Annotated in this window: 20 protein-coding genes; 9 read left to right on the top strand and 11 right to left on the bottom strand. The window is 69.8% G+C overall.

All coding sequences use genetic code 11. The annotated features are described in order from the left end of the window. Positions 1 to 25: 25 nt before the first annotated feature. Positions 26 to 358 carry a YnfA family protein gene (locus AA23TX_RS11480; RefSeq protein WP_155542518.1) on the bottom strand — a complete coding sequence of 111 codons (333 nt, stop codon included), beginning with the start codon at positions 356 to 358 and terminating at the stop codon, positions 26 to 28. A gap of 18 nt (positions 359 to 376) precedes the next feature. Between AA23TX_RS11480 and AA23TX_RS11475 the strand changes: the two genes are divergently transcribed. Next, entirely contained in the window at positions 377 to 1,171 is a 795-nt protein-coding gene (locus tag AA23TX_RS11475; RefSeq protein WP_196425281.1) for a DUF4184 family protein, read from the top strand. Here AA23TX_RS11475 and AA23TX_RS11470 read toward each other — a convergent pair. Genes AA23TX_RS11470 through AA23TX_RS11440 form a run of 7 tightly spaced genes read right to left on the bottom strand, consistent with a single transcriptional unit; the run spans position 1,161 to position 7,578 of the window. Then, the gene (locus tag AA23TX_RS11470; protein ID WP_155542517.1) at positions 1,161 to 1,562 is read right to left on the bottom strand and encodes a metal-sulfur cluster assembly factor; all 402 of its coding nucleotides are present in this window, start codon (positions 1,560 to 1,562) and stop codon (positions 1,161 to 1,163) included. The two genes, AA23TX_RS11475 and AA23TX_RS11470, sit on opposite strands and share 11 nt — an antisense overlap. Beyond that, complete coding sequence (gene sufU, locus AA23TX_RS11465) at positions 1,559 to 2,008, bottom strand: Fe-S cluster assembly sulfur transfer protein SufU (RefSeq protein ID WP_155542516.1); 450 nt, start codon at positions 2,006 to 2,008, stop codon at positions 1,559 to 1,561. Before sufU ends, AA23TX_RS11470 begins: the two co-directional genes overlap by 4 nt. Further along, positions 2,005 to 3,333: a cysteine desulfurase gene (locus AA23TX_RS11460; RefSeq protein WP_230862429.1), complete on the bottom strand. Its 1,329-nt coding sequence runs from the start codon at positions 3,331 to 3,333 to the stop codon at positions 2,005 to 2,007. The genes sufU and AA23TX_RS11460 overlap by 4 nt, the downstream gene beginning before the upstream one ends. A gap of 40 nt (positions 3,334 to 3,373) precedes the next feature. After that, positions 3,374 to 4,144: a Fe-S cluster assembly ATPase SufC gene (gene sufC / locus AA23TX_RS11455; protein WP_155542515.1), complete on the bottom strand. Its 771-nt coding sequence runs from the start codon at positions 4,142 to 4,144 to the stop codon at positions 3,374 to 3,376. Positions 4,145 to 4,178: 34 nt separating this feature from the next. Beyond that, entirely contained in the window at positions 4,179 to 5,351 is a 1,173-nt protein-coding gene (gene sufD, locus AA23TX_RS11450) for a Fe-S cluster assembly protein SufD (protein WP_155542514.1), read from the bottom strand. Positions 5,352 to 5,353: 2 nt separating this feature from the next. Next, positions 5,354 to 6,802, bottom strand: coding sequence for a Fe-S cluster assembly protein SufB (gene sufB, locus AA23TX_RS11445; protein ID WP_155542513.1), 1,449 nt, complete (start codon positions 6,800 to 6,802; stop codon positions 5,354 to 5,356). Continuing rightward, positions 6,799 to 7,578, bottom strand: a complete 780-nt coding sequence (locus tag AA23TX_RS11440; protein WP_155544387.1) for a helix-turn-helix transcriptional regulator — start codon at positions 7,576 to 7,578, stop codon at positions 6,799 to 6,801. The genes sufB and AA23TX_RS11440 overlap by 4 nt, the downstream gene beginning before the upstream one ends. 139 nt (positions 7,579 to 7,717) lie before the next feature. On the opposite strand from AA23TX_RS11440, the gene mptB reads away from it, so the two are divergent. The 7 genes from mptB (at position 7,718) to AA23TX_RS11405 (ending at position 13,677) form a co-directional block, all read left to right on the top strand. Then, on the top strand, positions 7,718 to 9,370 hold the full coding sequence (gene mptB, locus AA23TX_RS11435) for a polyprenol phosphomannose-dependent alpha 1,6 mannosyltransferase MptB (RefSeq protein ID WP_230862616.1): 1,653 nt from the start codon (positions 7,718 to 7,720) through the stop codon (positions 9,368 to 9,370). Positions 9,371 to 9,376: 6 nt separating this feature from the next. Next, positions 9,377 to 10,303, top strand: a complete 927-nt coding sequence (locus AA23TX_RS11430; RefSeq protein WP_155542512.1) for an ABC transporter ATP-binding protein — start codon at positions 9,377 to 9,379, stop codon at positions 10,301 to 10,303. After that, on the top strand, positions 10,300 to 11,085 hold the full coding sequence (locus AA23TX_RS11425) for an ABC transporter permease (protein ID WP_155542511.1): 786 nt from the start codon (positions 10,300 to 10,302) through the stop codon (positions 11,083 to 11,085). Before AA23TX_RS11430 ends, AA23TX_RS11425 begins: the two co-directional genes overlap by 4 nt. Positions 11,086 to 11,180: 95 nt before the next feature. Continuing rightward, positions 11,181 to 11,375 carry a hypothetical protein gene (locus AA23TX_RS11420; protein WP_155542510.1) on the top strand — a complete coding sequence of 65 codons (195 nt, stop codon included), beginning with the start codon at positions 11,181 to 11,183 and terminating at the stop codon, positions 11,373 to 11,375. An 83-nt stretch (positions 11,376 to 11,458) separates the two neighbouring features. Next, on the top strand, positions 11,459 to 12,418 hold the full coding sequence (locus AA23TX_RS11415; RefSeq protein WP_155542509.1) for a COX15/CtaA family protein: 960 nt from the start codon (positions 11,459 to 11,461) through the stop codon (positions 12,416 to 12,418). A gap of 48 nt (positions 12,419 to 12,466) precedes the next feature. Beyond that, on the top strand, positions 12,467 to 13,396 hold the full coding sequence (locus tag AA23TX_RS11410) for an acyl-CoA desaturase (protein ID WP_155542508.1): 930 nt from the start codon (positions 12,467 to 12,469) through the stop codon (positions 13,394 to 13,396). 95 nt (positions 13,397 to 13,491) lie between these two features. Then, complete coding sequence (locus AA23TX_RS11405; protein ID WP_155542507.1) at positions 13,492 to 13,677, top strand: hypothetical protein; 186 nt, start codon at positions 13,492 to 13,494, stop codon at positions 13,675 to 13,677. A gap of 49 nt (positions 13,678 to 13,726) precedes the next feature. Here AA23TX_RS11405 and AA23TX_RS11400 read toward each other — a convergent pair whose 3' ends face one another. The 3 genes from AA23TX_RS11400 to AA23TX_RS11390 all read right to left on the bottom strand — a co-directional run bounded on the left by AA23TX_RS11400 (position 13,727) and on the right by AA23TX_RS11390 (position 16,357). Next, entirely contained in the window at positions 13,727 to 14,863 is a 1,137-nt protein-coding gene (locus AA23TX_RS11400; protein ID WP_155542506.1) for a hypothetical protein, read from the bottom strand. Between the two features lie 337 nt (positions 14,864 to 15,200). Then, positions 15,201 to 16,061 carry an ATP-grasp domain-containing protein gene (locus tag AA23TX_RS11395; protein WP_155542505.1) on the bottom strand — a complete coding sequence of 287 codons (861 nt, stop codon included), beginning with the start codon at positions 16,059 to 16,061 and terminating at the stop codon, positions 15,201 to 15,203. Next, the gene (locus AA23TX_RS11390) at positions 16,058 to 16,357 is read right to left on the bottom strand and encodes a hypothetical protein (RefSeq protein ID WP_155542504.1); all 300 of its coding nucleotides are present in this window, start codon (positions 16,355 to 16,357) and stop codon (positions 16,058 to 16,060) included. Before AA23TX_RS11390 ends, AA23TX_RS11395 begins: the two co-directional genes overlap by 4 nt. A gap of 91 nt (positions 16,358 to 16,448) precedes the next feature. Here AA23TX_RS11390 and AA23TX_RS11385 point away from each other — a divergent pair, with 91 nt between their 5' ends. Next, positions 16,449 to 17,417 carry a quinone oxidoreductase family protein gene (locus tag AA23TX_RS11385; RefSeq protein ID WP_155542503.1) on the top strand — a complete coding sequence of 323 codons (969 nt, stop codon included), beginning with the start codon at positions 16,449 to 16,451 and terminating at the stop codon, positions 17,415 to 17,417. Positions 17,418 to 17,431 lie beyond the last annotated feature (14 nt).

The following is a 17,431-nucleotide window of genomic DNA, read 5'->3' as shown; positions in this document are numbered from 1 at the left end:
ATCTATCGGCGCGAAGCGGACGGCGTTACCCCGTCCGGGGCGCGTACATGATCACCGCGACGCCGGCCAGGCACAACAGCGCGCCGATCACGTCATACCGGTCGGGACGGTAACCGTCCGCGACCATCCCCCACACCAGTGAACCGGCCACGAACACGCCGCCGTACGCCGCGAGGATGCGGCCGAAGTGGGCGTCCGGCTGGAGCGTCGCCACGAAGCCGTAGAGGCCGAGGGCCACCAGGCCACCGCCGATCCAGAGCCAGCCGCGGTTTTCGCGGACGCCTTGCCAGATCAGCCACGCGCCGCCGATTTCGCAGACCGCCGCGGCCAGGAACAGGAGGATCGACCGCAGGACCACCCCGGGATACTAGCTCCCGTGCCGTTCACGCTGAGTCATCCCGCCGCCGTGCTCCCGCTGGCGAGACGACCGCTGGTCCCGGCCGCGCTCGTCGCCGGGTCGGTCGCCCCGGACGTCTTCTGGTTCGTGCCGCGGCTGCCCGGCGTCGGCCTGACCAGGACCCACGAACTGACTTCCGTCCTCTGGCTCGACCCGCTGCTCGCGCTCGTCCTGCTGGCGGTCTTCCAGATCGTCCTGAAGGAACCTCTGCTGGCCCTGGCACCGAGGCCCCTGGCCGAACGGCTCCCCCGCCGCTTCAGCTGGCGGCGGCCGGGCTGGATCGCGCTGTCGCTGGTCGTCGGCGCCGCCACCCACGTCGGCTGGGACGCTTTCACCCACGAAAGCGGCGGGTTTCCGTTCCTGCGGATCCCGCTCGTCACCGGAGTCGACGTCGGACGGCTGATCCAGCTGGTCAGCACGGTCGCGGGCGCCGGGATCCTCGGCTGGTGGCTCGTGCGCTGGTACCGCACCGCGCCCACCGGACGCGCGCCGAGAGCCACTCGTCACCGCAAGCCCGTGCTCGCGTTCCTGGCCGCCGGTGCGGTCATCGGCGGCCTGGCCGAGGTGCTGCCCTTCCTGGCCCACCACGACCCGATGACCCGCGCCGGCGTCGTCGGCAACGCGACCTACCTCGCGGTCACCGGCGCCGGAAGCGGGTTTCTCGCCGCGCTCGTCGCTTACGCGCTGGCCTGGCACGCGCGGTATAGCTCGTTATACACAAAGCGGGCCACCCCGGAGGGTGACCCGCTCGATGAAAAGACCGTCAGACGGTGAAGCCGAGGGCGCGCAGCTGCTCGCGGCCGTCCTCGGTGATCTTCTCCGGGCCCCACGGCGGCATCCAGACCCAGTTGATCCGGAAGTCCTTGACGAGGCCGCCGGACGTCAGCGCCGCTGACGTCTGGTCTTCGATGACGTCGGTCAGCGGGCAGGCCGCCGAGGTGAGCGTCATGTCGATGGTGGCGGTGTTGTCCTGCTCGACGCGGATGTCGTAGACCAGGCCCAGGTCGACGACGTTGATGCCGAGCTCGGGGTCGACGACGTCGCGCATGGCTTCCTCGACGTCCTCGAGCTTGGCGAGGTCGAGGTCCTGCGTGGCCGTCGTCTCGGCGTCGAGGTCGGCGGCGGTCCGGCCCTCGCGGGTGTCGGTGGCGGTGTCTTCGGTCATGCTGTCTCAGCTCCACTGGTGGTCCGGGCGACGGCGTCCTTGAAAGCCATCCAGCCGAGGAGGGCGCACTTGACGCGGGCCGGGTACTTGGCAACGCCCGCGAAGGCGATCCCGTCCTCCAGCACGTCCTCGTCCGGCTCGATCTTTCCCTTGCCCTGCATCAGTTCCACGAAGGCGTCCATGGTGGTGAACGCCTCCTCAAGGGTGTGGCCGACCACGAGATCCGTCAAGACCGACGTCGAAGCCTGGCTGATCGAGCAGCCCTGGCCGTCGTAGGAGACGTCGGCGACCTTCCCGTCGTCGAGCTTGACCCGCAGGGTCACCTCGTCGCCGCAGGTCGGGTTGACCTGGAACGATTCGGCGTCGAACGGGTCGCGCAGGCCGCGCCCGTGCGGGTTCTTGTAGTGGTCCAGGATGATCTCCTGGTACATGCTCTCCAGGTTCACTGGGCCACCCCGAAGAACTTCTGGGCCTCGCGCACACCCGCTACCAGGGCGTCCACTTCGGACAGCGTGTTGTAGAGGTAGAACGACGCGCGCACGGTCGCCTGCGCGTTGCAGGCCCGGTGCAGGGGCCACGCGCAGTGGTGGCCGACGCGGACGGCGATGCCGAGGCTGTCGAGCACCTGGCCGGCGTCGTGCGGGTGCACGCCGTCGATCACGAACGACACGGTCGCGCCGCGGTCCTTCAGGTCGGTCGGCCCGATGATCCGGACGCCCGGGATGGCGCCGACGCCTTCGAGGGCGGCCGCGGCCAGCTCGTGCTCGTGGGCGGCGATCCGGTCCATGCCGATGGCCGAGAGGTAGTCGACGGCCGCGCCGAGGCCGATGGCCTGCGACGTCATCGGCACGCCGGCCTCGAACCGCTGCGGCGGCGGCGCGAAGGTGGAGCCCTCCATGCGGACCATCTCGATCATCGACCCGCCGGTGAGGAACGGCGGCATGGCCGACAGCAGCTCGGTGCGGCCGTAGAGCACACCGATGCCGGACGGGCCGAGCATCTTGTGGCCGGAGAACACCGCGAAGTCGACGCCCAGCGCGTGGAAGTCGACCGGGAAGTGCGGAACGGACTGACAGGCGTCGAGCACGGTGAGCGCGCCGACGGCCTTGGCCTTCTCGACGAGCAGCGACACCGGGTTGACCGTGCCGAGCACGTTCGACTGGTGCGCGAACGCGACGACCTTGGTGCGCGGCGTGATCAGCTCGTCCGCATCGGACAGATCCAGGCGGCCTTCGGGCGTCACCTTGAACCACTTCAGCGTCGCCCCGGTGCGCTGGCACAACTGCTGCCAGGGCACGAGGTTCGCGTGGTGCTCCATCTCGGTGATGACGATCTCGTCACCCGGGCCCACGACGAAGCGCGCGGCTTCGGGACCGGCGGTGGCGGCGTTGCTCATCGAGTACGCGACGAGGTTGATGCCCTCGGTCGCGTTCTTGGTGAACACCAGCTCTTCGGGGTCGGCGCCGACGAACTCGGCGATCTTCGCCCGAGCGGACTCGTACGCGTCGGTCGCTTCTTCCGACAGCTGGTGCGCGCCGCGGTGGACGGCGGCGTTCGACGTGAAGACGTAGTCGCGTTCGGCCTCGAACACGGCGGTCGGACGTTGGGACGTCGCCCCGGAGTCCAGGTACACCAAGGGTTTCCCGTCGCGGACGGTGCGCGACAGGATGGGGAAGTCGGCCCTCAGGGCCGCCACGTCGAGTGGCACAATCGCCGAAGCGCGCTTCTCAGGTGAGGCGGCATCAGCACTGCTGGCCGAGGTGGTGGTCATCGGGCCGACTCCTCTCATTCTCGGTGTGTACTGGCGAAAGTCAGAGCGCGGCCGGCTCGGGCTTGCCGGCGTACTTGACGTAGCCGTTCTCCTCCAGCTCGTCCGCCAGCTCCTTGCCGCCCGACTCGACGATCTGGCCGCCGGCGAAGACGTGCACGAAGTCCGGCGTGATGTGCCGCAGGATCCGGGTGTAGTGCGTGATCAGCATGACGCCGACCTCGCTCGAAGCCTTGTACGCGTTCACCCCGTCGGAAACGACGCGCAGGGCGTCGACGTCGAGACCGGAGTCGGTCTCGTCGAGGATGGCGAACTTCGGCTTGAGCAGCGCCAGCTGCAGGATCTCGTGGCGCTTCTTCTCGCCGCCGGAGAAGCCCTCGTTGACCGAGCGCTCGGCGAACTCCTGCGAGATCTCGAGCTTGCCCATCTCCTCCTTGACCTCCTTGACCCAGTGGCGCAGCTTGGGGGCCTCGCCACGGACCGCGGTGGCCGCGGTGCGGAGGAAGTTGGACATGGACACGCCGGGCACCTCGACGGGGTACTGCATGGCCAGGAACAGGCCGGCGCGGGCGCGCTCGTCGACGCTCATCTCGAGCACGTTCTCGCCGTCGAGCAGCACCTCGCCGGAGGTCACCTGGTACTTGGGGTGACCGGCGATCGCGTAGGACAGCGTGGACTTGCCGGAGCCGTTGGGGCCCATGATCGCGTGCGTCTCGCCCGACTTGATGGTCAGGTTGACGCCCTTGAGGATCTCCTTGGCGCCTTCGTCGGTGTCGACCGAGGCGTGGAGGTCCTTGATTTCGAGGGTAGCCATGTCTTTTCTTTCCTGAAGTCTGTGGTGGACGGCGTCAGGCGCCAACGGCTTCGAGCTCGGCCTCGATCGCGGCTTCGAGGCGCTCGCGCACCTCGGGGACGTCGATCTTCACCAGGATCTCGTGGAAGAACCCGCGCACGACCAGTCGCCGCGCGGCCTCTTCGCCGATCCCGCGCGACTGGAGGTAGAACAACTGCTCGTCGTCGAACCTTCCCGTCGCGCTCGCGTGGCCGGCGCCTTCGATCTCGCCGGTCTCGATCTCGAGGTTCGGCACCGAGTCCGCGCGCGCCCCGGGCGTGAGCACCAGGTTGCGGTTGAACTCGTAGGTGTCGGTCGACTCGGCCGCGGCGCGGATCAGCACGTCACCGATCCAGACCGTGTGCGCGCCCTCGCCCTGCAGCGCGCCCTTGTAGCCCACTCGCGACTTGCAGTTGGGCACCGCGTGGTCGACGAAGAGGCGGTGCTCCTGGTGCTGGCCGCCGTCGGCGAAGTAGACGCCGAGCATGTCGACGTCGCCGCCCTTGTCGGTGAAGGTCGCCGTCGGCGAGACGCGGACCAGGTCACCGCCCAGGGTGATCACGGTGTGCCGCAGCGCGGCGTCGCGGCCCAGCTTCAGGTGCTGCTCGGAGACGTGCACCGCGTCGTCGGCCCAGTCCTGGACGCTGACCACGGTGACCTTGGCGCCGTCGCCGATGACGAACTCGACGTTGTCGGCGTAGGTGCCGGAGCCGACGTGGTCGAGGACGACGACGGCTTCGGCGAACGCCTCGGCGCGGACCTGCAGGTGCCCGTAGGCGACCTGGTCCACACCGGGGCCGTGGATGCGCAGCACCGACGGCTTGGACGCCTTCGTCTCCTTGGGCACCGTCACGACGGTGGCCTTGGTGAACGAGGAGTACGCCTGGGCGGCGATCCGGTCGCTCGGCACGCCGGCCTGGCCCAGCCGCGAGTCGTCGCGGCCGACGGTCTCGATGGTCAGCTCGGGCGCGGCGTCGGCTTCGAGGGTGATCTCGCCGGTGGCGGGCGCACTGCCGTCGTGCAGGCCGCGCAGCCGCTTCATCGGCGTGAAGCGCCAGTTCTCCTCACGGCCGCCCGGGACCTCGAAGGCCTCGACGTCGTAGGAGGTGAAGCGCTCCGCGCGGGAGGCCGCCGGAATGACGGCCCCCTCGCGAAGAGCTTCGGAAACGTTGTTCTCGGTAACCGACATGACTAGCCGACGGACCCTTCCATCTGGAGCTCGATCAGGCGGTTCAGCTCGAGCGCGTACTCCATCGGCAGCTCGCGCGCGATGGGCTCGACGAACCCGCGCACGATCATCGCCATGGCCTCGGCCTCGTCGAGACCGCGCGACATCAGGTAGAACAGCTGCTCTTCGCTGACCTTCGACACCGTGGCCTCGTGGCCCATGGACACCTCGTCGTTGCGGATGTCCACGTACGGGTACGTGTCCGAGCGCGAGATCGTGTCCACCAGCAGCGCGTCGCAGACGACGCTGGAGCGCGAGTGGTGCGCGCGCTTCGCCACGCGGACCAGGCCGCGGTACGAGGTGCGGCCGCCGCCGCGCGCCACCGACTTCGACACGATCGTCGAGGAGGTGTACGGCGCGAGGTGCTCCATCTTGGCGCCCGCGTCCTGGTGCTGGCCCTCGCCCGCGAACGCGACCGAGAGGACCTCACCCTTGGCGTGCTCGCCCATGAGGAAGACCGACGGGTACTTCATGGTCACCTTGGAACCGATGTTGCCGTCGATCCATTCCATGGTCGCGCCCTCTTCGCACTTGGCGCGCTTGGTGACCAGGTTGTAGACGTTGTTCGACCAGTTCTGGATGGTCGTGTAGCGGCAGCGGGCGCCCTTCTTGACGATGATCTCCACGACCGCCGAGTGCAGCGAGTCGGACTGGTAGATCGGCGCCGTGCAGCCCTCGACGTAGTGCACGTAGGCGTCTTCGTCGACGATGATCAGGGTGCGCTCGAACTGGCCCATGTTCTCGGTGTTGATCCGGAAGTAGGCCTGCAGCGGGATGTCCACCTTGACGCCCTTGGGCACGTAGATGAACGAGCCGCCGGACCACACCGCGGTGTTCAGCGCGGAGAACTTGTTGTCACCGGCCGGGATGACCGAGCCGAAGTACTCCTGGAACAGCTCCGGGTGCGTCTTGAGCGCGGTGTCCGTGTCGAGGAAGAGCACGCCCTGCTTCTCGAGGTCCTCGCGGATCGAGTGGTAGACGACCTCGGACTCGTACTGCGCCGCGACACCGGCGACGAGGCGCTGCTTCTCCGCCTCGGGGATGCCCAGCTTGTCGTACGTGTTCTTGATGTCTTCGGGCAGGTCTTCCCAGCTCGCAGCCTGCTTCTCGCTGGAGCGGACGAAGTACTTGATGTTGTCGAAGTCGATCCCGGAGAGGTCCGCACCCCAGTTGGGCATGGGCTTCTTCTCGAAGAGCTTGAGCGCCTTCAGTCGCGCTTCGCGCATCCACTCCGGCTCGGACTTCTTCCCGGAGATGTCGGTGACGACATCTTCGTTCAGCCCGCGACGGGCGCTGGCGCCCGCTTCGTCGGAGTCGGCCCAGCCGAACGCGTACTTGCCAAGGGACTCGATGGTCTCTTCCTGGCTCAGTGGCGCGGTGGTGGGAGTGCGCTGCTCGGCAGCGGCAGTCATGCGGGTTTCCCTCCATTCGGGATCCGTGCTGTGCGCCCAGAGGGCACCGTGCTTCCCGGCTCGGGATGGGCCGGGTTGTTCCCCGTCGTGACGGGAACGTGGGTGGTGCACGCGGAGTCACCGCGTGCGATCGTCGCCAGCCGCTGGACGTGGGTGCCCAGCAGCTCGGCGAACGCCTCCGTCTCGGCCTCGCACAGCTGCGGGAACTCCGCGGCCACGTGGGCGACCGGACAGTGGTGCTGGCAGAGCTGAGCGCCGACGTTCTGACCGGGTGCCGGCGCGCCTACCTGACGGGTCGACGCAGCGTAGCCCTCCCTGGTCAGGGCGGTCGCCAGGGCCTCCGCGCGCGTCGCCGGATCACTCGATCCAGTGATCGCGGAACGGTGCGGCCCGACGAGCTTCTCGATGCGCTGCTCGGCGAAGGCGCGTACGGCGTCTTCGCCCGCGTGCTCGGCGAGGAAGCGGATGGCGGAGACGGCGAGGTCGTCGTAGGCGTGCCCGAACCGGGCGCGGCCGGGCTCGGTCAGCAGGAAGAGCTTGGCCGGACGACCCCGGCCGCGGGGCCCGCGGCGGGGGGCGTCGCGCGTCTCGGCTTCGCCGTCCGCGAGAAGAGCGTCCAGGTGCCGCCGGACGGCCGCGGGGCTGATCCCGAGCTGCTCGGCGACCACGACGGCGGTCATGGGACCCTGTTCCAGGAGCAGCCGGGCGACCTCGTTGCGGGTCTTGCCCTCGGCGCTGACCTGCGACGGGACAGCGTTGACCACGGCGCGGGGCATGTCGCCGCCCGCCGGATCACCCGCCTCCGTCTTTTTCACAACACAAGTGTGTCTTATTTCCCGGCGGTCGGCAAAGGCGGGGTGTCCGGCAGTGACCCGACTCACTCGAAGACGGCCCCGATACCCTGCACCCGTGGCAGTGGGTGAGCAGGACCAGCAGGCGGCGGTGATCGCGACGGAGAGTACGCATCCGGTGACGCTTTCGCCCGTCCGGCCCCTCGAACCCCTCCCCCTCGAAGCCGAGGAGCTGCGCGGGCTGAACGTCGTGCGCCGGTTCGGCACGGTCGGTTCGCTCTTCCTCGCGCTCGGCTCCCTCGGCGCCGGCGCCGCCCCGGTGATCAACCCGGTGCAGGAGATCCCGGTGCTGCGGCTGTTCACCCGGATCCCGACGGTGTCGCTGGCCATCGCGATCTCCGGGATGGGCATCCTCGTGCTCAGCTGGCTGATGCTCGGGAAGTTCGCCCGGCCCGACCGCGCCCGGCTCGCGTCGCAGGGCCAGCTCGCGCGCACGATCGCCCTGTGGGTGCTGCCGCTGCTGGTCATCCCGCCGCTGTTCTCCCGCGACGTCTACAGCTACCTCGCGCAGAGCGAGATCGTGCACCGCGGCATGGACCCGTACGTCCTGGGTCCGGCGCAGGCCCTCGGCGTCGCCGACCCGTTCACCGCGGGCGTGTCGAACATGTGGCGCGAGACGCCGGCGCCGTACGGGCCCCTGGTGCTGCGCCTCGGCGGCTGGCTCGCGCCGCTGGCGGGCAACAGCATCGCCGTCGGGGTGCTCCTGCAGCGCGTGCTCGCCCTGGCCGGCGTGGTCCTCATCGTCTGGGCCCTCCCCCGGCTGGCGCGCCGCTTCGGCGTCCAGCCCGCGACGGCCCTGTGGCTCGGCGCCCTGAACCCGCTGCTGATCTTCCACTTCGTCGCCGGCGCCCACAACGACGCGCTCGCCATCGGCCTCATGCTCGCCGGGCTCGAGGTGGGCATCCGGAAGCTGCCGATCCGGGTGAAGGGCGACACGCCGCCACCACTGGCGCACGGCGAGCTGCTCTACATCGGGCTCGGGGTGGCGATCATCACCCTGGGCGTCGCGGTGAAGCTGCCCGCCCTGTTCGCGTTGCCGTTCTTCGCCGTGATGGTCGCGCGACGCTGGCACGGCCGCCTCAAGGACCTCTTCTTCGCCGGCGCGCCGATGGCGCTGTGGTTCGGCGTCGTGCTCGTCGCCGTCTGCTTCGGCACCGGCCTCGGCTTCGGCTGGGTCGGCGCGACGTTCGACACCCCCGGCCTGGTCCGCTCCTGGATCTCCCCGACCGCCGAGCTGGCCAACCTCTCCGGCGTCCTCGGCATCGCCCTCGGGCTCGGCAACCACACCAACGCCCTGGTGCCGATCCTCGGCGCGCTCGGCTACCTGGTGGCCGTCGCCATCACGTTCAAGTTCCTGTGGGACAGCTTCAAGTGGCGCTACCGGCCGATCATCGGCCTCGGCGTCTCCCTCGGCGCGGTGATGATCCTGCAGATCAACCTGCAGCCCTGGTACGTGCTGTGGGCGGTGATCCCCCTGGCGGCCGCGGCCGGGACGTCCCGCTTCCGGGTGGCCGCGGCGGTGCTGTCCGCCGCCCTGCCGTTCCTCCTGCCGCCCACCGGCAGCACCTTCGACGGCCGCCCGTACGTGCTGCCGTTCGCCTACGTCGCGGCGATCGTCGTGTGCGGCGGCGGGATGCTGATCGTGCGGCGGCTCGCTCCCGTCTTGCTCTCCAGGCCGTCCCCGCGGGTGCCCGCGCGGGCCGAGCCCGTATCGTGACCCGATGTGAGTGCCCCCGCCGTCGAGATCACCGGGCTGGTCAAAAGCTACGGCTCCACCCGCGCGGTCGACGGTCTCGACCTGAGGATGGAGCGCGGCAGCCTGCTCGCCCTGCTCGGTCCGAACGGAGCAGGCAAGACCACCACCGTCGAGATCTGCGAAGGCTTCCTGAAGCCTGACGCGGGTTCGGTGCGCGTGCTCGGCCTCGACCCCGTGCGCGAGTCCGCCGCGCTGCGCCCCCGCGTCGGCATCATGCCCCAGGGCGGCGGCGCCTACCCCGGCGTCCGCGCCGACGAGATGCTCGGGCTGGTGGCGTCCTGCGCCGCCTCCCCGCTGGACCCGGCCTGGCTGCTGGAGGTCCTCGGCCTGGCCTCGTCGCGGCGGACGCCGTTCAAGCGCCTGTCCGGCGGGCAGCAGCAGCGGCTCTCGCTGGCGTGCGCGCTGGTCGGGCGGCCGGAGCTGGTGTTCCTCGACGAGCCGACCGCGGGCATGGACCCGCAGGCCCGGCGGCTGGTGTGGGACCTGCTGGGCGCGCTGCGCCGCGACGGCGTCTCGGTGCTGCTGACCACGCACCTGATGGAGGAGGCCGAGGCGCTGGCCGACACGGTGGTGATCGTGGACCACGGCAAGGTCGTGGTCTCCGGCGCGCCGCAGTCCCTGACGGTCGACGAGAGCGGCAACGCGGGCCTGCGCTTCAAGGCGCGCACGCGGCTGGACACGGCGCTGCTGACCGCGGCGCTGCCGGAGGGTTACGCGGTGCGCGAGTCGGCGCCGGGCACGTACGTCGTGGTGGGCTCGGTCGACCCGCAGGTCGTGTCGACGGTCACGGCGTGGTGCGCGCAGCAGGGCGTGCTGCCGGAGGAGCTGCAGGTCGGCAAGCGGACGCTCGAAGAGGTCTTCCTGGAGCTGACCGGACGGGAGCTGCGGGCATGAGCGTGTTCGAGCCCGGTGTTTTTGTTCCGGCACCCGGACGGGGGTCGCTGGGCCGGATGGTGCGCACCCACGCGAAGGTCGAGGCGAGCCTGACCCTGCGCCACGGCGAGCAGGTGCTGCTGACGCTGCTGATCCCGCTGGCGCTGCTCATCGGGTTGTCACTGCTGGACATCCTGCCGGCGTCTTCGGTCGGTTCGACGTCCAAAGTGGACTGGATCACCCCGCGCATCCTGGCGCTGGCGGTGATGTCGTCGGCGTTCACCGGCCAGGCGATCGCGCTGGGCTTCGACCGGCGTTACGGAGTGCTGAAGCGCCTTTCGGCGACGGCGTTGCCCCGCTGGCTGCTGGTGGCCGGCCGCCTCGCGGCGGCGCTCGTGGTCGTCGTCCTGCAGTCGGTGATCATCGGCGTGGTGGCGGCGTTCCTGGGGTGGTCACCTTCTCCGGCCGGACTCGCTTCGGCGGTGTTGCTGCTGGTGCTGGGCACCCTGGCCTTCGGCGCGCTGGGCGTGCTGCTGGGTGGGGCGCTGCGCGCGGAAGCCGTGCTGGCGCTGGCGAACATCGTCTGGTTCGTGCTCCTCCTGGCGGGCGGCATCCTGCTGGCGCCGTCGTCGCTGCCCTCGGGGCTGGCCCGGGTGGTGGAGCTGCTGCCGTCGGGAGCCCTGGCGGAGGGGATGCGGTCCGCTCTGGTGGACGGTTCTTTCGCGCCCGGGCCCATGCTGGTCCTGGCAGTGTGGGCAGTGCTCGCGGGAGCGCTGGCTTCCCGCACCACGAAACTCACCTGAGTCCGATCGGGACGGGTAGAAGTGACCTCACGGACCGCGCGCCGTCCTGGGAAGGTCGTCCGGACCCGCAACCGGCCCCCAGGGAGCAGTTCCACATGGTTTCGAAAACCCGCGTCTTCCTGATCATGCTGCTCCTGCTCGTGGTGGCGATCGGCTCGATCATCCTCTTGGTGAAGGTGGACGCGGGAGCGTTCTGGATCAGGACGGTTCCCCTCGCCGTGCTGGGCTTCGGTGCGGTCATCGCGCAGTCGATGGGCTTGTTCCAGAAGAAGGCCAAGAAAACCGAGTGACCTAGGTCCCTTGCGCCCGGCACGCCGTTCAGGGCGTCAGGACCTGCCGAAAGCCGTATTTCCGCGCGCTCTACCATCGATGGGTGCCGTTCACCAGCCTCGTCGCCCGCCTGCCGTATCCCTCCGCCACCGTGCAGCGGGCCGTCGGGATCGCCGCGGTCCTCGCGCAGGCGCTGATCGGCGTCACCGGCTCCATCGTGCGCGTCACCGGCTCGGGCCTCGGCTGCCCGACCTGGCCGCAGTGCGTCGCCGGCAGCCTGGTCCCGGTGGACCACCCCGGCATCCACGCGCTCAACCAGTGGATCGAGTTCGGCAACCGGATGCTGACCGGCGTCGTCATCGCCGTCGCCGCGGTCGCCGTCATCACGGCCTGGCGCGTGCAGATCGACCACCCGAGCCGCACCCGCCTGGTCAAGCTGGCCTGGACGATGCCCGGCGGCGTCGTCCTGCAGGCCGTCGTCGGCGGGATGACCGTGCTTGCCAAGCTCGAGTGGTGGACCGTCGCGATCCACTTCCTCGCCACCACTCCCCTCGTCTGGCTCGCGGTCCTGCTGCTGCGGGCGTTCCGCGAAGGCGACGAACCCGCCCGGCCACTGGTGCCCGGCCGCTCGGTCCTGGTCGCGCTGGCCGTCGTGATGTGGCTGGTGCTGGCCGCCGGCACGACGGTGACCGGCGCCGGCCCGCACAGCGGCGACATCAACACGCACCGCCTGGCCGTCTCGGTGGAGACCCTCGCCCAGGTCCACGGCGGACTGCTCGTGCTGTACATGCTCCTGCTCGCGGTGTTCGGCCTGCAGCTGCTGCGCGCCGGCGCGCCGAAGAGCCTGTGGCAGCGCTACATCGCGGTGTGGGTGGTCGCGCTCGCGCAGGGCGGGCTCGGCTCGCTGCAGTACGCGCTGGGCGTGCCGGAGGCGATGGTGTCGTTCCACGTCCTCGGCGCGATGGCGGTGATCATCGCGACGGCGACGCTGTGGACGGGCAGCCGCGACCGCGGCCCGGCCGTCTCGCTGACGGCGGCGCCTAAGGAACTCGCCACCGCCTGAGCAACCGCCGGTCACACCGCCTTAACTCGCACCGCATAGGGTCTGCGCATGACGACGCGCTCCGCGCCCAAGCCGCTCATCTCCCACCGTCGGGGGACCGGCGAGATGCTCGTGCTGAAGACGTTCCTGCTGGTGCCGTTCGCGGCACTCCTCGTCGCGGTCCCGCTGGTGTGGGGCTGGGGCATGACGTGGATCGACCTGGCGCTGGCGGCGGTGTTCTACGTGTTCGCGACGCTCGGCGTGACGGTGGGTTACCACCGCTACTTCACGCACGGCGCGTTCAAGGCGTCCCGGCCCCTGCGGGTGGCGCTGGCCATCGCGGGCAGCATGGCGGTCCAGGGCTCGGTGATCTTCTGGGTGGCGAGCCACCGCAGGCACCACGCGTTCGCCGACCGCGAGGGCGACCCGCACTCGCCGTGGCTGTTCGGCACGTCGCCGTCGGCGTTGCTGCGCGGGTTCTGGCACGCGCACATGGGATGGATGTTTTCCCGCGAGGTGACCAACGCGGACCGTTTCGCGCCGGATCTGGTGGCGGACGGGGATCTGCGGGTGGTCAACCGGTTCTTCTGGCTGTGGATCACGCTGAGCCTGGCGCTGCCGGCTCTTCTGGGTGGCCTGCTCACGTGGTCGTGGTGGGGCGCGGTGACGGCGTTCTTCTGGGCCGGGTTGGTGCGGATCGCTTTCCTGCACCACGTGTCGTGGTCGGTTAATTCGATTTGCCACCTGATCGGGGAAAGGCCGTTCGCTTCACGCGACAAGGCGGCCAACTTTTGGCCGCTGGCGGTGCTTTCGATGGGCGAGAGCTGGCACAACTCCCACCACGCTGACCCGACTTGCGCGCGGCACGGGGTGCTGCGGGGGCAGGTGGACATTTCGGCTCGGGTGATCCGGACTTTCGAGCAGCTCGGGTGGGCGACCGACGTGCGGTGGCCGCGGGCTGATCGTTTGGCGGCGAAGCGGGCAACCGCAGAAGCTTAATGTGCCCGGGACGACACGATCGAGCAGCTGAGTCCTCGATCGTGTCGACCGCTTTCTCTTACGGTGAGCCGGATTCCGATCACCTAAGGAGACCGATGAGCAAGGACAGCGGCAAAACAGGGCGCGGGAAAGACCGGCGGATCGTCACCGCGGCGAGCGCTCTGCTCCTCGTAGTGGCCGCGGCGATCTTCGTGGAGTCGATCGGCGACGAGCCGGCGAGCACCACAACCACCATCGCGGTTCCCGGCGGTGGCGGCGGCGGTGGCAACACCGGTAACTAGTTCAGCGGTCGCTTGAGGGAGGGTCTCGTGGCCGACGCGATCGCATCGGTCACGAGGATTTCCACCTGAAGGCGATGCCGTACTCCTCCCGTGGGTGACACCCGTCGGCGAAGGTGTGCCGGACGAACCCGTCCCCGACGGGCAGCAGGTGCGGATCACCTTCGGGCGGTTGCTGCGTCCGCTCGAATTCGAGCTGCTCGGCGTACCACCAGCACGCCTCGGGAAGGTGCTTCGGGTCGAAGTTCAGCTGGATGGTCAGGCCGCCGGGCGCAATGCCGTGGTGATCGATATCGACGTTGACCCACTCGCGTTCCTCGTCAAGCCGGCTGTCGAGCGCTTCGGAAACGAACGTGTAGCGCTCACCCTTGTGCAGCGTCCGGCGAAAGCGCAGGCGCGCCGGCACTGGGGCTCCCGGGTGCACCCTGGGTGAAGCGACCACCCGGCACGCCCACAACGCCCTCACCGGGATGTCCGCCGCGTCGTGCGTCCAGCCGATCAGCGCGTGAGCTTCATAGCCGTCGACGCCGTCCTCGCAGGCGGCGATATCGCGTTCGGTGATGCGGCGCTGCACCGTCCGGCGGTGCATGACCGCCGTGACGAGCATGCGTTCCACGAACACCGGCTGCGCCCCTCTCGACGCGGCCCGGGCCCGCCAGGCGACGCGCCCGGTCACGACTTCCACCGCCGCTCGTCCGATGTCGATGTAGGGCTGCCAGTCCGCCCCCGTCAGCGAGGCGAGCTTCGCCTCCAAGCGGCCGGCAAGGTCCTCGAGCGCGCGTCGCCAGGCTTGGTGCATCGGCGCCGTGGTCGTGGGCGGCGGGTCGCCGAAGACACCCGGCAGCAGCAGCAACTGCTTGAAACGATCGTTCAACGTGCTCTTCCACGCGGTTCCGCCCGGCGCCGGCGGCACGCGGAACGCCGCCGTGAGGGTGCTGTGGCGGCGGGCATCCGCGGCTGCGTTGATCTCGTCGAACATCAGTCCCCACGACGCGAGCGCGCGCGACTCCACCGTTGCCTCGGGGAGCGACGCTGTCGGCGTCACCAATGAGCAGAGCACAGGCGCCGCCTCGCTCGCCGGTTTTTCGATCGCGTCGCGGAGAAAGCGCAGGGGCACGCCGTCCTTGCGGGTCGCCAGCCAGCGCAGCGCGGCTTCGACCGACGGTGAAGCCCCCTTCTCGACGGTCATGACGCCTCCGCTACCCGGACGAAGATCGACAATTCCCCGGCAACGGCGAGATAAGCGACGACAACACTCCGGAAACGAAAAAACCGGCCCGAAAACAAAAGATCAGTTCCGGCCCGGCTCACCGCCGGTCACCATTGCCTGGGGCGTACTAGCACACCAATAAAGGGGTAGCACAGTGACCAAGGGCAGGACAAGCAAACCCGCGCGGAACCGCGGCGCACGGGAATTGATCAAAGTCGGCTTGAGCGGGATCGGCGGGCTCTACCTGCTCACCGGCTCGATCGCCGTGACGACGATCGGCGCCATCGTCGCCCTCGCGCTGGCCGCCGTGCGATGACTACGCCAGTTGCTGCCGCACCGCCGAGGCGAACCGCAGCGCCGCCGACGGGTCCGTCTGACGGAAGCCCAGCGACGGTTCCGTCAGCTCCAGCTCCAGCAGCAACGGCTTCCCGTCCGCACCGCGGACCACGTCCACCCGCGCGTACAGCAGCTCGGCCCGCAGGATCCCCAGCAACGCCGACGCCGCGTCCAGCACGTCCTCGGCCAACGCGACCGCGTCGGCGGGCGGCGAAGCCGGAGCCAGCTTCTCCGACAGGTACAGCCCCGACGAGTCCACTTCGGACCCCAGCATCGCGCTCTTGGTGAACGCGTGCGAGTAGAACCCGCCGATATACACCAGAGCCAGCTCACCGGAAGTGTCCACACTGGACTGGTACGGCTGGATCAGCGCCGTGTGGCCCTCGGCATGCAAGGTCGCCACGTGCGCGGAGGCGTCCTCACCAGCAGCGAACCGGGCCGCGCCGCGCGAACCCGCGCCCACCGATGGCTTCACCACGAAGTCCGAGGACGGGAAGCGTGCGTCGTCACCCGGCGAGACCAGCGTCGTCGGGACCACCGCCAAACCCGCGTCGAGCAGCTCGACAAGGTACGACTTGTCCGTGTTCCAGCGCACGACCGCCGCGGAGTTGAAGAGAGACGGGACCGACTCGCACCACGCGAGGAACTCCGAACGCCGCGACGGGTAGTCCCACGTCGCGCGCAGGATCACCGCGTCGGCGTCCTCGAACGCGGCGTCCGAGTCCCACGCTGCCCACGACACCGAGAAGCCCAGCGAAGACAAAGCAGGCACCAGAGCGTCGTCGTCGCCGTCACCGGAAGGAAGCTCCGCGCAGCCGACCAGGATCGCTGTGCGGTTCACCGGCCGGCCATCTTGCGGCGGTGCTCCGGGCCGATCTTCGTCGCCTTGACCGTCTCCGCGTCCCACGTCGCCGGGGAGAGGTCCTCGACCGCCTCGATCAGCGCCTCGCCGGTGGCCACGGACGGCACCACGACGTCGCCGAGGGCGCCGTCGGCGCCGACCAGCACCACACGCGCGCCCGCCCGGCCGATGTTCTCCACCACCGCGCGGGACGGCTTGCCGTGCGCCTTCACGAACTTGCGCGCCGCGCCCAGCTGCGCGCTGGTCGGCGAAACAGTCTCTTCGGAATCAGACACGTCCCGAACGATAACCAAAGACGCGCCGGAACGCGGAACAGCGTGGCGTCGGCCATAGTTGTGCCTGGGAGAACCGACCCGAGGAGGACGCATGCCCACCGCAGTGCAGGTGACGAAGACCGGCGGCCCGGAAGTGCTCGAAGCGGCCGAAGTGGACGTCCGCGCCCCGGAGGCCGGCGAGCTGCTGGTCGACGTCGCCGCGGCCGGCGTCAACTACATCGACACCTACCAGCGCCAGGGCATCTACCCGATCGACCTGCCGTTCGTGCTCGGCCTCGAGGGCGCGGGGACGGTGGTCGAGGCGGGCGCGGACACCGGGTTCGAGGCCGGCGACCGCGTCGCCTGGCAAGGCGACCTCGGCAGCTACGCCGCGCGCAAGGTCGTCCCCGCGTCGATCGCCGTGAAGGTACCCGAAGGTGTCTCGCTGGAGACGGCCGCCGCGATCATGCTGCAGGGCATGACCGCGCACTACCTGGTCGCGTCGACGTTCGAGGTCAAGCCCGGCCACGACGTGCTGGTGCACGCGGCCGCGGGCGGCGTCGGCCTGCTGCTGGTGCAGCTGGCGAAGGCGCGCGGCGCCCGCGTGATCGGCACCGTGTCGACCGAGGAGAAGGAGAAGCTCGCCCGTGAGGCCGGCGCCGACGAGGTGATCCGCTACGACCGGGACGACTTCGCGAAGGTCACCCGCGAGCTGACCGGCGGCGAGGGTGTCGACGTCGTGTACGACGGCGTCGGCAAGGACACCGTCGACGGCAGCCTGGCCAGCCTCAAGATCCGCGGCCTGCTCGCGCTGTTCGGCGCGGCCAGCGGCCCGGTCCCGCCGATCGACCCGCAGCGTCTCAACTCCGGCGGCTCGCTGTACCTGACCCGCCCGACGTCGGCGCACTACACGCGCAGCCGCGAGGAGATCGACTGGCGGTCGAAGGAGCTGTTCGACGCGATCCTGGCGGGCGACCTCACGGTCCGCATCGGCGGCAAGTACCCGCTCGCGGACGCGCGCAAGGCTCACGAGGACCTTCAGGGCCGCCGCACGACCGGCAAGCTGCTGCTCATCCCGTAAAGCCGTGGATGTCG

The organism is Amycolatopsis camponoti (assembly GCF_902497555.1).
GTDB lineage: Bacteria > Actinomycetota > Actinomycetes > Mycobacteriales > Pseudonocardiaceae > Amycolatopsis > Amycolatopsis camponoti.
The sequence above is the reverse complement of the archived record's forward strand: the minus strand, read 5'-3'. Positions and strand labels throughout refer to the sequence as shown.

Bases quoted from the DNA above. Each gene is read 5' to 3' on its own strand.
- sufD (WP_155542514.1), bottom strand. From the start codon at position 5,351: ATGTCGGTTACCGAGAACAACGTTTCCGAAGCTCTTCGCGAGGGGGCC.
- AA23TX_RS11440 (WP_155544387.1), bottom strand. From the start codon at position 7,578: ATGCCCCGCGCCGTGGTCAACGCTGTCCCGTCGCAGGTCAGCGCCGAG.
- sufB (WP_155542513.1), bottom strand. From the start codon at position 6,802: ATGACTGCCGCTGCCGAGCAGCGCACTCCCACCACCGCGCCACTGAGC.
- AA23TX_RS11400 (WP_155542506.1), bottom strand. From the start codon at position 14,863: ATGACCGTCGAGAAGGGGGCTTCACCGTCGGTCGAAGCCGCGCTGCGC.
- sufC (WP_155542515.1), bottom strand. From the start codon at position 4,144: ATGGCTACCCTCGAAATCAAGGACCTCCACGCCTCGGTCGACACCGAC.
- AA23TX_RS11405 (WP_155542507.1), top strand. From the start codon at position 13,492: ATGAGCAAGGACAGCGGCAAAACAGGGCGCGGGAAAGACCGGCGGATC.
- AA23TX_RS11470 (WP_155542517.1), bottom strand. From the start codon at position 1,562: ATGACCGAAGACACCGCCACCGACACCCGCGAGGGCCGGACCGCCGCC.
- AA23TX_RS11420 (WP_155542510.1), top strand. From the start codon at position 11,181: ATGGTTTCGAAAACCCGCGTCTTCCTGATCATGCTGCTCCTGCTCGTG.
- AA23TX_RS11385 (WP_155542503.1), top strand. From the start codon at position 16,449: ATGCCCACCGCAGTGCAGGTGACGAAGACCGGCGGCCCGGAAGTGCTC.
- AA23TX_RS11460 (WP_230862429.1), bottom strand. From the start codon at position 3,333: ATGACCACCACCTCGGCCAGCAGTGCTGATGCCGCCTCACCTGAGAAG.
- AA23TX_RS11410 (WP_155542508.1), top strand. From the start codon at position 12,467: ATGACGACGCGCTCCGCGCCCAAGCCGCTCATCTCCCACCGTCGGGGG.
- AA23TX_RS11425 (WP_155542511.1), top strand. From the start codon at position 10,300: ATGAGCGTGTTCGAGCCCGGTGTTTTTGTTCCGGCACCCGGACGGGGG.